Source organism: Streptomyces sp. rh34 (genome assembly GCF_002551245.1).
In the GTDB taxonomy this organism is placed as follows: Bacteria; Actinomycetota; Actinomycetes; order Streptomycetales; family Streptomycetaceae; genus Streptomyces.
Window position 1 is genome coordinate 1 of sequence record NZ_NTGZ01000224.1, and the last position, 12,134, is coordinate 12,134.

Annotated in this window: 13 protein-coding genes; 10 read left to right on the plus strand and 3 right to left on the minus strand. The window is 71.6% G+C overall.

Annotation, left to right across the window (positions count from 1 at the left end):
* The first annotated feature begins 115 nt into the window (after positions 1-115).
* Positions 116-1,117, plus strand: coding sequence for a TAXI family TRAP transporter solute-binding subunit (locus CR470_RS29405; RefSeq protein WP_097870533.1), 1,002 nt, complete (start codon positions 116-118; stop codon positions 1,115-1,117).
* A gap of 144 nt (positions 1,118-1,261) precedes the next feature.
* Here CR470_RS29405 and CR470_RS29410 read toward each other — a convergent pair whose 3' ends face one another.
* Entirely contained in the window at positions 1,262-2,656 is a 1,395-nt protein-coding gene (locus CR470_RS29410) for a sensor histidine kinase (protein ID WP_097870534.1), read from the minus strand.
* 19 nt (positions 2,657-2,675) lie between these two features.
* Positions 2,676-3,368, minus strand: a complete 693-nt coding sequence (locus tag CR470_RS29415) for a response regulator transcription factor (RefSeq protein WP_097870535.1) — start codon at positions 3,366-3,368, stop codon at positions 2,676-2,678.
* A 396-nt stretch (positions 3,369-3,764) separates the two neighbouring features.
* Here CR470_RS29415 and CR470_RS29420 point away from each other — a divergent pair, with 396 nt between their 5' ends.
* From CR470_RS29420 to CR470_RS29455, 9 genes are all read left to right on the plus strand, one after another.
* Positions 3,765-4,550, plus strand: coding sequence for an amino acid ABC transporter ATP-binding protein (locus tag CR470_RS29420; protein WP_032794259.1), 786 nt, complete (start codon positions 3,765-3,767; stop codon positions 4,548-4,550).
* A gap of 32 nt (positions 4,551-4,582) precedes the next feature.
* Positions 4,583-5,506, plus strand: coding sequence for a glutamate ABC transporter substrate-binding protein (locus CR470_RS29425; RefSeq protein ID WP_097870536.1), 924 nt, complete (start codon positions 4,583-4,585; stop codon positions 5,504-5,506).
* Positions 5,507-5,698: 192 nt separating this feature from the next.
* Positions 5,699-6,346, plus strand: a complete 648-nt coding sequence (locus CR470_RS29430) for an amino acid ABC transporter permease (protein WP_097870537.1) — start codon at positions 5,699-5,701, stop codon at positions 6,344-6,346.
* The gene (locus CR470_RS29435; protein WP_097870538.1) at positions 6,343-7,275 is read left to right on the plus strand and encodes an amino acid ABC transporter permease; all 933 of its coding nucleotides are present in this window, start codon (positions 6,343-6,345) and stop codon (positions 7,273-7,275) included. Before CR470_RS29430 ends, CR470_RS29435 begins: the two co-directional genes overlap by 4 nt.
* A gap of 176 nt (positions 7,276-7,451) precedes the next feature.
* The gene (locus tag CR470_RS29440) at positions 7,452-9,152 is read left to right on the plus strand and encodes an FAD-dependent monooxygenase (protein WP_097870539.1); all 1,701 of its coding nucleotides are present in this window, start codon (positions 7,452-7,454) and stop codon (positions 9,150-9,152) included.
* 40 nt (positions 9,153-9,192) lie between these two features.
* Positions 9,193-9,279 carry a putative leader peptide gene (locus tag CR470_RS41380; protein WP_311605579.1) on the plus strand — a complete coding sequence of 29 codons (87 nt, stop codon included), beginning with the start codon at positions 9,193-9,195 and terminating at the stop codon, positions 9,277-9,279.
* A gap of 73 nt (positions 9,280-9,352) precedes the next feature.
* Positions 9,353-9,934, plus strand: coding sequence for a cysteine dioxygenase (locus CR470_RS29445; protein ID WP_097870540.1), 582 nt, complete (start codon positions 9,353-9,355; stop codon positions 9,932-9,934).
* Complete coding sequence (locus CR470_RS29450; RefSeq protein WP_097870541.1) at positions 9,931-10,359, plus strand: rhodanese-like domain-containing protein; 429 nt, start codon at positions 9,931-9,933, stop codon at positions 10,357-10,359. The genes CR470_RS29445 and CR470_RS29450 overlap by 4 nt, the downstream gene beginning before the upstream one ends.
* Before the next feature lie 194 nt (positions 10,360-10,553).
* Positions 10,554-11,186, plus strand: coding sequence for a DUF6197 family protein (locus CR470_RS29455; protein WP_097870542.1), 633 nt, complete (start codon positions 10,554-10,556; stop codon positions 11,184-11,186).
* 141 nt (positions 11,187-11,327) lie between these two features.
* Here the strand turns inward: CR470_RS29455 and recX are convergent, their stop codons facing one another.
* Positions 11,328-12,056, minus strand: a complete 729-nt coding sequence (recX, locus tag CR470_RS29460) for a recombination regulator RecX (protein ID WP_097870543.1) — start codon at positions 12,054-12,056, stop codon at positions 11,328-11,330.
* Positions 12,057-12,134 lie beyond the last annotated feature (78 nt).

A 12,134-nucleotide genomic window follows, 5' to 3' on the forward strand; every position in this document is an offset into this window, starting at 1 on the left:
CTCCCACCGGCCCCCGCCCGTCCGCCACCTGTCCGCCGTCCCGACCCGCCCACCGTGCGCCTGGCCTCACGGGGAAGCCTGGTCAGGGGGCGGGTGAGCTGGCAGGATCGCGCGCATGTTCCACGCTCTGTCCCGATTCGGCCGCCGGCGCACTCTGCAGACGGGCGCCGTCCTCGCGGTCGTGCTCGGGCTGCTCGCGTGGTGGTTGCAGCCCCAGGGGGGCGAGGGGGACCCGAGCGGGTCGCTCACCTTCTCCACCGGAGTGCCCAGTGGCGTCTACCAGCGGTACGGGGAACGACTGGAGGTCGCGCTCGCCAAGGACATGCCGGAGGTGTCCATACGGCTGCGGACCAGCGAGGGATCGCAGCAGAACCTCGCCCGGGTGGCGACGGGCGACGCGGACTTCACCATCGCCACCGCCGACGCCGTGGCCACCTATCTGCGCGACGGCAGGCCGGGAGCCCAGCGGCTGCGCGGCTGTGTCCGGCTGTACGACGACTACGTCCAGCTGGTCGTCCCCCGCGACTCCGATGTCCGGACGGTCTCCGACCTGCGGGGCAAGCGGGTGGGCGTCGGCCAGGAGGGCTCCGGGGTGCGGCTGGTCGCGGACCGGCTGCTGGCTGCGGCGGGGCTCGATCCGGCCGACGACATCACACCGGTGCCGGTGGGCATCGACACCATGCCCGTACGGCTGACCCAGGGCCGGCTCGACGCGTTCTTCTGGTCGGGCGGACTGCCGACCGCGGCCGTGCAGGAGCTGTCGCAGCGCTTCGACATCCGGCTGGTGCCGCTGGAGGCCGATCTGGTCGCGAAGCTCCAGGCGGCGACCGGCCCCACCCGCTTCTACCGGTCCGCCATGATGCCCGCCGACGTGTACCCGCAGGCCCAGCAGGGCCAGGCGGTGCCCACGGTCGCCGTCGCCAACCTGCTCGTCACGACCGACCGTACGGACGCGGCCATGACCGAGGCCTTCACCCGGACGGTGATCAACAGCCGGGACCGGATCGGCCGCGAGGTCCACGCGGCGCAGTTGGTGGATCTGCGGACCGCGATCTACACGGATCCGCTGGACGTGCACGACGGGGCCAAGGACTACTACCGCTCGGTGAAGCCGTAGGCGGCGCTGCCCCGGGGGTGTGCTGCCGATGGCGACGCAACCGGGGGTGGTGCTGCCCGGAGGGTGTGCAGCCCGGGGTGGTGCTGCCCGGGCGGTGCGCGGCCCGGGGCCGCGCGGCCGTAGGAGTCCAGCGGCCCTTGCCGTTCAGCTCCCCGGCAGGTCGCGGGGGACCGAGACGGTCACCCGCAGGCCGTGCGGTTCGTGGTGCTCGTACGCGATCGAGCCGCCGCCCGCCGCGAGCAGCACCCGGGAGATGGAGAGTCCCAGGCCCGATCCGCTGACGTTCTGGTGGCGGGTGCTGCGCCAGAAGCGGTCCCCGACCCGCTCCAGCTCCGCTTCGGTGAGGCCAGGGCCCCGGTCGGCCACCACGACGGTCGTCACGAGGGCTCCGGCGGCGACGGTGACGGTGACGTCCTCTCCGGCGGGGGTGAACTTCAGGGCGTTGTCGATCACCGCGTCCAGGGCGCTGGAGAGCGCGACGGGGTCGGCCCAGGCGGTGGCCGCCGGGGCCCCGTCCAGGGTGAGGTTCACGCCCTCGCGCTCCGCCATCGGGCGCCAGGAGGCGACCCGCTCGGCGGCGAGCGGAACGATGTCGGTCAGCTGGAGGTCCGCCTCGGCGTGCTCGGCCAGCGCGAGGTCCAGGAGGTCGTCGAGAACCCGGGCCAGCCGCTTGCCCTCGGTGCGCACGGCCGCGATCTCCTCGCTGTCCTCGGGCAGCTCCAGGGCGAGGAGCTCGATGCGCAGCAGCAGGGCGGCGAGCGGGTTGCGCAGCTGATGCGAGGCGTCGGCGACGAAGGCGCGCTGCTGCTCCAGCACGTCCTCGACGTTGTCCGCCATCTCGTTGAAGGAACGGGCCAGGCGTCTGAGTTCCGGCGGCCCGGCGGAGGCGGCGACCCGGGAGCGCATCCGGCCGCCGGCGATGTCGTGGGTGGCCGCGTCCAGGGTCCGTACGGGCAGCAGGACCCAGCCGGTGAGCCGTACCGCGGCGCCGACCGCCACCAGCAGCGCCAGAGCCTCACCGAGACCGATGAACAGCCACGTCCGCAGGATCCGGGACCGCATCTCGCCGGTGGGCGAGTCGAGGACGACCACCGCGACCACATCGCCGTCGCGCACGACGGGCGAGGCGACGACGACGCGGCCGTCACGCCAGGGCCAGATCTGCGGGGGGTCGTGCGAGCGGCGGCCCAGCAGCGCCTCGTTGAACGCCGTGCGCCCCTCCCCCTCGACGGGCAGGGCCCAGAAGCCGGGGGCCTTGGCCAGGGCCCGGTCGTCCCGGAAGAAGACGCCGGCGCGGATGTCGTAGACCGAGGCGTAGAGCTCCAGGTCGGTCTGGAGGGTGCGGCGGCGCTCCTCACTGTCCGGGGAGGTGTCGGTGATGGACTGCGCCAGGGCGGCGAACCGTGCGGTGTCGTCGATCCGGTCGATCACCAGGCGCTGCTGCTCGGCGGCGGCCACGCTGATCGCGAGCGGGAAGCCGAGGGTGAGCAGCATCGCGGCCATCAGGACGATGAGCAGCGGGAGCAGACGGGAGCGCACCGGGAGACGTACCCGCCGGTTACGCGGACGGCGCGACGAGCCGGTAGCCGACGCCCCGCACGGTCTCGATCAGGGCGGGCAGCCGCAGCTTGGAGCGCAGGGAGGCGACGTGGACCTCCAGGGTGCGTCCGGTGCCCTCCCAGCTGGTGCGCCAGACCTCGCTGATGATCTGCTCGCGGCGGAAGACGACGCCGGGGCGCTGGGCGAGGAGGGCCAGCAGGTCGAACTCCTTGCGGGTGAGCTGGACTTCGGCTCCGTCGACGCTGACCCGGCGGGTCGGCAGCTCGATGGCGACCGGTCCGAGGCGCAGGGAGGCGCCGGAGGCCGGGGCGGTGTCCTCGCCGTTGGAGGTGCGCCGGGCGACCGCGTGGATACGGGCGAGCAGCTCGCCGGTGTCGTACGGCTTGGTGACGTAGTCGTCGGCGCCGAGGTTGAGTCCGTGGATGCGGGAGCGCACGTCCGCGCGGGCGGTGACCATGATCACGGGGGTCGCGGTGCGTTTGCGGATCTTCCCGCACACCTCGTAGCCGTCCTGGTCGGGCAGGCCGAGGTCGAGGAGGATCACCCCGAAGGGCTCCTTCTCGGCGGGCAGCAGCGCGCGCAGGGCCTCCTCGCCGTTGCGGGCGTGCACGACCTGGAATCCGTGCCGGGCGAGCACGGCGGACAGGGCCGCCGCGACATGGTCGTCGTCCTCGACGAGCAGCAGTCTCATGGCCCTCCTCTCCGTGTCCCGGGATCGTTCGCGTCGCCGCTCCCGTTCGCGCCACCGTCGCACGGCGTCACCGGGTAGAGCCCGACATTAACCCGCGCTTCATCCGCGAGATTCCCCGAGAGCCCCGATGAGACTTCCCGTTCCGCGACGTCGCACGTCTTCCTCGCTCAAGGCATCCACGCCGATGAACGGCACACCAGTCAAGAGCCTGCCGGTTACAGCAGGGTTTCCGTTATGCACCCGGTACGCCCCCGGGGCGGCCGGGGCGTCCTGTTCACGCGGAGTGTCCGGTTGCCGCCGGATCGTTATGCTCAATTTCCGCTCAGATGTAATGACGCTGGTAGCACTGCGTCATTACTGTCCTTGTTCAACCGAGGAGGACGGAGCAAGAAGCCGATGAGCGGAGTTTCAGTGACCAAGGCCGCCGAGGATGCCGCACCCGCGGCGAACGACCTGGTCGTACTGAGCAACGTCAACAAGCACTTCGGCGCGCTGCATGTGCTCCAGGACATCGACCTGACCATCGCCCGTGGCGAGGTCGTGGTCGTCATCGGGCCTTCCGGGTCCGGCAAGTCCACGCTGTGCCGCACGATCAACCGCTTGGAGACGGTCGATTCGGGAGCGATCTCGATCGACGGCAAGCCCCTGCCCCAGGAGGGCAAGGAGTTGGCCAGGCTGCGTGCCGACGTGGGCATGGTCTTCCAGTCGTTCAATCTCTTCGCACACAAGACGGTGCTGGAGAACGTCATGCTGGGCCAGGTCAAGGTCCGCAAGGCCGACAAGAAGGCGGCGGAGGAGAAGGCCCGGACCCTGCTCGACCGGGTGGGCGTCGGCGTACAGGCCGACAAGTACCCGGCACAGCTCTCCGGTGGCCAGCAGCAACGCGTCGCGATCGCACGGGCGTTGGCGATGGACCCGAAGGTCATGCTCTTCGACGAGCCCACGTCGGCGCTCGACCCGGAGATGATCAACGAGGTCCTGGAGGTCATGCAGCAGCTGGCCCGGGACGGGATGACGATGATCGTCGTCACCCACGAGATGGGCTTCGCCCGTTCCGCCGCCAACCGCGTCGTGTTCATGGCCGACGGGAAGATCGTCGAAGAGGCGACCCCCGACCAGTTCTTCAGCAACCCGCGCAGCGACCGGGCCAAGGACTTCCTGTCGAAGATCCTTCACCACTGACGACAACGACCTACGACCTAAGGATTGTTCACATGAAGCTCCGTCAGTCCGCCGCTGTCGCGGCCATCGCCGTCCTTGCCCTGACCGCGACCGCCTGTGGTGGGAAGGAGGGCTCCGCCGGTGACAAGCCGGGCGGCACGAAGCCCGGTTCCTCCGAGGCCCCCGCGCTGCCCACGTACACCGCGGCCAAGGACGTCGACCTGGACTCCCCGGTCTTCAAGAAGGCCAAGGACCGCGGCAAGCTCGTCATCGGCGCCAAGGCCGACCAGCCGTACCTCGGCTTCGAGGACCAGTCGACCAAGGAGCGCTCGGGCTTCGACATCGAGATCGCCAAGATGGTCGCGGCCGACCTCGGCTTCTCCGAGAAGCAGATCGAGTGGAAGACCGTCGACTCCGGCGTCCGTGAGACGGCCATCTCCAAGGGCCAGGTCGACTACTACGTCGGCACGTACACGATCAACGACGAGCGCAAGAAGCAGGTCGGCTTCGCCGGGCCGTACTACAAGGCCGGCGCGGACCTCCTGGTGCGCAAGGACGAGAAGTCGATCACCGGCAAGGACGCGGTGAAGGGCAAGAAGGTCTGCTCGATCGTCGGCTCCACGCCGCTCCAGGAGATCAAGAAGCCGGAGTACGGCGCGAGCGTCGTCGAGCTGGCCAAGTACTCCGACTGCGTCCAGCAGCTGCTGACCAAGCAGGTCGACGCCGTCACCACGGACGACTCGATCCTCAAGGGCTACGCGGCCGCCAACTCCGGCAAGCTCAAGGTCGTCGGCGACCCGTTCACCGACGAGCCCTACGGCGTCGGCCTGAACAAGGACGACAAGGTGCTCCGCGAGGCCATCAGCAAGTCGCTGGAGGAGCGCGTCAAGGACGGCACGTACAAGAAGATCTACGAGGCCACGCTGGGTCTGTCCGGTTCGGACTACGTCGAGCCGCCGGCCATCGAGCGTTACTGACGCCGTCGGCCGTCGTCCAGCGGGCTCCGGCCCGCCGTCCGACGGCCGGCACCCCGTCAAACCGTCACGACGCCCCGCGAGTGACCCAGGCGTCCCATACGCCACCGCCGTCCCGGCATCCCCGGGGACCGCGGGCGTACGGGGCGCCCCTTCCCCTGCCCTGATGCCGCTGACCGCCGACGCGGAGACCTCATGAACGTACTGCTCGACAATTTCCCAGAGTTCCGCGACGGCTTCATAGGAACCGTGTCGATCACCGCCGTCAGCTCGGTTATCGCCCTGGTCCTCGGTGTGCTCATCGCCGGATTCCGGGTCTCGCCGGTGCCGCCGCTGCGGTACTTCGGCACCGCCTGGGTGACGCTGATGCGCAACACCCCGCTGACACTGCTCTTCCTGATCTTCTTCTTCGTCGTGCCGGAGATCCTCTTCCCGGGGATGAGCCCGTTCGTGCTCGGCTCGCTGGCGCTCGGCTTCTACACCTCCTCGTTCGTGTGCGAGGCGGTCCGCTCCGGCATCAACACCGTGCCGCTGGGCCAGGCCGAGGCCGCGCGCTCCATCGGCATGACGTTCGCCCAGACGCTGCAGATCGTGGTGCTCCCCCAGGCCACCCGGACCGTGATCCCGCCGCTGAGCAGCATCTTCATCGCGCTGACGAAGAACTCCGCGATCGCCGGCGCCTTCAGTGTCGCCGAGCTGTTCGGCTGGCAGAAGCTGATGAGCGACCGGGGCTACGACATCGTCCCCGTCTTCATCTGGGTGGCCATCGGCTACCTGATCGTCACGTTTACCATCAGCGGCCTCTTCCGGCTGCTGGAGCGTCGCATGGAGGTCGCCCGATGAGCGCCAGCGTTCTCTACGACGCCCCGGGTCCCAAGGCCGTCGTCCGCAACCGGATCTACGCGGTCGTCGGCAGCCTCGCCATCGCGGCGCTGATCGCGATCAGCATCATGCGGCTCGCCGACAAGGGGCACCTCGCCCCCGCGATGTGGGACATCTTCAACTACACGGGCATCCGGCAGAACATCGCCGACGCCCTGCTCGCCACGCTCAAGGCGTTCGGTCTCGCCGCGATCGGCTCGCTGGTTCTCGGCGTGGTGCTGGTGGTGGCCCGCCTCTCCGACCACAAGCCGGTCCGCTGGGCGGCGACCACCTTCATCGAGCTGTTCCGCTCGCTCCCGCTGCTGATCACCATCTACGCCATCTGGGTCGGCTTCCTCACCGACTACTCGATGTGGGCACTGGCCGCGGGTCTGTCCGTCTACAACGGCTGCGTCCAGGCCGAGGTGCTGCGGGCCGGCATCAACTCGGTGCCCAAGGGCCAGAGCGAGGCGGCGTACGCGCTCGGCATGAGCAAGACGCAGGTCATGGTCAGCGTCCTGATGCCGCAGGCCGTCCGGTCGATGCTGCCGACGATCATCGGTCAGCTCGTGGTGACCCTCAAGGACACCTCGCTCGGCTTCATCATCCTGTACCCGGAGCTGCTCCAGACCGCGCGTCTGATCGCCTCCAACACGCAGGTGAACGGCCAGTACCCGTACGTCTCGACGATCGCCGTCATCGGCACGCTCTACATCGCGATGTGCCTGCTGCTCTCGGCGCTGGCGACGTGGATCGAGAAGCGCGGCCGCCGCGCCAGGACCGGCATCAAGGTGGCGCCCGGCGCCCCGGCCGCCGGCATCCCCACGGTGGAGACCGTTCCCGGCCCGGACGCGGGGGGCGCAGGGGGCGCAGGCCCGACGGCCGACGGTGCCGGTGTGACGAAGGACTGACCGTCCCGGGCCCTTCCCGGCCCCGACGGGCAGCAGCATTCGAGGCAGCGGCGCACGCGTCGCTGCCTCGGTCACTTGACGCAAGCACCACCAGTGGGTTGCATACGTTCTGTGATCACGCACCCGGCTTCCTATGCCACGTTCCGCATGACCGTACGGGCCGGAGAGTACGAGCCGTGGACCCGGTGATCGTCGTCGGCGCCGGGCCCGTCGGCCTGACGCTGTCACTGGCCCTCGCCGCCCAGGGCGTCCCCTCGGTCGTTCTCGACGAGGGACCCGGCACGGAGGAGCCCCGCCCCGCCCGCACGGTCGTGCTGCGCGAGGACACCGCCGGCCTGATGGGCCGCCTCGGCTGCCGAGAGCTGGACCGGGTCGGGCTGCGCTGGGCCGGGTGGCGTTCGATGCGCCGGAAGCAGCTGGTCCGGAACGTGCCGCTGAGCGGGGGGCGGCGGGACGACGAGGCTCCGCTCACCGGGCTCCTTCCCGCGCCGCTCCATGTTCCGCAGCATGCGCTGAGCGCCGCGCTCCGTGCGGCGGTGGCCAAGGCTCCGCTGGTCCAACGGGTGCCGATGAGCCGGATCGACACCCTGGAGCAGGACCCCGACGGCATCACGGTGCACACGAGGGAGCCGGACTCGACCTGGTGGCGCGGGAGCTATCTGGTCGGCTGCGACGGCGCCCGGTCGACCGTGCGCAAGCTGCTGGACATCCGGTTCCCCGGCCGTACGGCGGTGGAGCGGCATGCCGTCGCCGCGCTCCGGGCCGAGCTGCCCTGGCCCGACGAGGCCGTCCTGCACCGGCAGCCCCCCTGGCGGACCGGGGGCGCCGAGGTCTCCGCCCGGCCGCTGCCGGACGGCGTCTGGCGGCTGGACTGGCTGCTGCCGCCGCGCGGCGAACTGGTCACCCCCGAAGCTCTGATCACCCGTATCCGGGACACCCTGGCCGGCTGGTGCGGCGAGACACCGGCGTACGAACTGCTGGACACCGGCGTCCACACGCTCCACCACCGGCTCGCCCGGCGCTGGCGCAAACAGCGCGCCTTCCTGGCGGGGGACGCGGCGCACCTGCTGGGCGCCGTGGGCACGCAGGGACTGGACGAGGGGATCCGGGACGCCGAGAACCTGGCCTGGAAGCTGGCCCACGCCTGGCACCACGGCCCGGCCGAGCATCTGCTCGACAGCTACCAGGCGGAGCGCCGGGCGGCGGTGGCCTCGCGGCTGCGCGCCGCCGACCAGTCGCTGCCGATACTGCGCGGCGGTGGCGGCCTGCGGACCCTGGTCCCGGGCGCCGCACGCGGCCACGACACCCTGCTCGCCGACGGCCATCTGGGCTGTGGAGCCCTGGGTGCGCCCCCTTCGTACTCCCACTCCCCCCTTTCGCCTCCGCACACCGAGGCGCACACCGTCGTCGGTACGCCCCCCGGTGCGCCGGTCGCCGACGTGACGGTGACGGCGCCGGACGGAGCGACGGCGCGTCTGCGGGAGCGGCTCGGGCAGGGTCATCCACTGGTGGTCCTGGTCGCGCCCGGGACCGGCGTCTGGGACCGGCGGCACTGGCAGACCGCGGGCGTCATGCCCCGCCTCACGGAGGCCGTGGCGGCGCTCCCCGGGTCGACGGAGCTGCTCGTCACCGAGAGCTACCCGGGGGCATCGGCCCACACCGTCCTGCTGGTCAGGCCGGACGGACACCTGGTGGCGGCCTTCGGCGGCGTACGGCCCTCGGAGCTGTTCACCGCGGCACGGGCCGCTCTGGGCGGTGCGCCCCGCGAAGCGGAGGAGCCCGTGGAACCGGGGGACGGCGCGGACGAACGAGGTGCGGGGCGCGAGCAGCGGCCCGGGGCACGGGTCCACGCCGACGGGACCGCCGGGCTCCCTTGATCGATTGACCGTCACGGGCGCGCGTGGTGTACTCCAGCTCATGACCGACACCGATGTGCGCCTGTGGCGGAGGGTCCATATGGACCTCGTCCGTTACGCGGGCTGCGTGTGTCGCCCGTCCTGCTGAATCGCCCAGCCCTGCCGGTGCGTGCCGTTTTCCGCACGGCCGGAACCCCGCGCGAACTCCCAGGACGGTCCTCGTGTCTTCCCCTCGCTCCGCCGTACCCACGGCTGCCGCTGTTCCCTCCCCTTCCGCCCCCGTGGACGGGGGCTCCCCAACCACCTCCGCCGCACCGACGGTCGCGGAGCTGATGGACTTCGTCCGCAGCACCGCTCGGGACCAGGCGCTCATCGCCTCGCTCCCCCTCGATCCGGAGGGCCGCACCTGGACCCGGCTCGACGGACCGGGCGGCAGCGAGGCGTGGCTGATCGGCTGGCCGCCGGGCACCGGCACGGGCTGGCACGATCACGCCGACTCGTTCGGTGCGTTCACCACCGCGGCCGGCACCCTCAAGGAGCACTCGCTGGCCGTGCGGCTGCCCACCGACGGCTGGAAGACGCTGGAACTGACGGACGGGGTGGACCGGTCGAGGAAGTTGGCGACCGGTCAGGGCAGGGCCTTCGGGCAGAACCACGTCCATGAGGTCCTCAACGAGTCCGAGGTCGCGCACGCGGTCTCCGTCCACGCCTACTACCCGCCCCTGCCGCGGATCCGCCGGTTCAGCCGCACCGGCGCGGTGCTCCGCCTGGAGCAGACCGAGCGCCCGGAGGACTGGCAGTGAGCGAGGCCCGGAACACGAACCGGGACGAGGCCGTGCCGGACACCCCGCCGCCCGTGGGCATCGACGAACTGCTGGAGCGGGTCAGGGCCGGCTACGACCGGATCGGCCCGCCCGAGGCTGCCGCGGAGGCCGGAGCCCTGCTGGTGGACATCCGGTACGCGGCGCTCCGCGACCGGGACGGACTGATCCCGGGCGCGCTGGTCGTCGAACGCAACGAACTGGAATGGCGGCTCGACCCCCGGGGCAGCCACCGCGCCGCCGAAGCGGTCGGCCACGACCTCCAGGTCGTCGTCATCTGCAACGAGGGGTACGCCTCCAGCCTCGCGGTCGCCTCACTGCGGCAACTGGGACTGCACCGGGCCACGGACCTGATCGGCGGCTTCCAGGCGTGGCGCGGCGCGGGACTCCCGGTCACCTCCACCTGACACCCGGGAGCTGACGCCGGGGAATGACACCCGGGAGCTGACGCCTGACACACCCGGCACCTGAGCCCGGCTGTCAGGCGTCAGTCCCGTTCGGACGTCACGCACCCGAACGCCACGTTCCACTGGAGCAATCGCCGCGCGTAACCGACATTCGCCTCACACAGAGGACCGAAATGTACGGAGATGACGCACTCATGGCGACCGCTCTCCTCACCCCCGACCAGCTCGACGGCCAGGCCTCCCGGCTGCACGACACCCAGGCGTGGCAGCAGATCGTCACCGGCTGGGAGCACACCGCCCCCGAGCCCTACGAGCCCGTACCCACTCCGGCGGAGCCGCCGTCCGCAGGGCCCTTCGACTGGCGGACCCTGCTGTCCGTACCCGTGGACGGGCTCGTCGACGACACCCTGCGGTCGCTGCCCGCGGCGCCCCCGCACGAGCGCCCGCTGCCCGGACGGCTGGGCGCGATGCTGCCCGACCGGGTCCACCTCTGGCGGCGGGTCGGGCAGGGCGACCTGCGCCCATCGACCCACCTCGGCTACGCGCGGCAGATCCTGGCCGAGTGGGGCTGGCAGAACACCCCGTACCGGCTGCGGAACGCCCGTGGCGCACGCTGCGTCTGCGGCGCTCTGATCTCCGCGCACCGCCTCGGCTACGGCTCCCTCGACACCGTGGACCGGGCCGGCGCCTGGCTGATCACGGAGCTGCGCGCGCAGGGCTGGCCCGGACTGATCGGCCCCTGGAACCGCCGTCCCGGCCGCACCGCCGCGGACGCCCTGGCCCTCTTCGACGCCACCATCCGCCGCGCCTCCCTGGCCGGACAGTGACCATGGACCGCTGACCGTCGGCAAGCCGGCAGCCGGGTACCGGCCGCCGCTCCCGAACCGCTCCGCAGGCACCGGGCGCCCCCGGACCGCCCCGGGCGCCACCGAAGATCTCCGGGCCCTCGACGCCAGAAAGGCTCGTCGTCAGAAAGGCTCGTCCAGGCCTTCCGTGTCCTCGCCCTCCTCCTCCAGCGCCTGACGCACCACCCGCAGGGCCATGCCCTCCCCGTATCCCTTGCGTGCGAGCATCCCCGCCAGGCGGCGCAGCCGCTTGTCCCGGTCCAGGCCCCGCGTGGAGCGGAGCTTGCGGGCCACGAGCTCGCGCGCCGTCTCCTCCTCCTGATCCGGGTCGAGCCGGCCGACCGCCTCGTCGATCACGGCGGACTCCACGCCCTTCGTCCGCAGCTCACGGACGAGGGCGCGGCGCGCGAGCCCCCGGCCGTGGTGCCGGGACTCCACCCATGCCCCGGCGAACGCCGCATCGTCGATCAGCCCGACGTCCTCGAAGCGCGCGAGCACTTCCTCGGCCGCCTCGTCCGGGATCTCCCGCTTGCGCAGGGCGTCCGCGAGCTGTTTGCGCGTTCGCGGCGTCCCGGTGAGCAGCCGCAGGCAGATGTTGCGCGCCTGCTCGACCGGGTCACGCGGCTCCCCCTTCTCGGCCCTCGACGAGGAGGGGGAGCCGCTGCTTCTGGTGCCGGAGCGGGCACGGCGGCCCACCCCTTCGCCGAATCCGCTCCCGGCTCCCGCTGCCCCGCGTGAGCGGCGCCCGGGCCGCGCCCCGGCACCCGTCTCCGGCTCGGCGGGCCCGTAGTCGGGTTCAGGGGCGTCGCCGGGCTCGGCGGGGCTGCCCGGCCACTCCGTACGACGTGTCACGGCCTAGCTCTTGGCCGCCGCGGTCTTGGCCGGCTTGGCCTTGGCACTGTCTCTTATACACATCTCTGATGGCGCGAG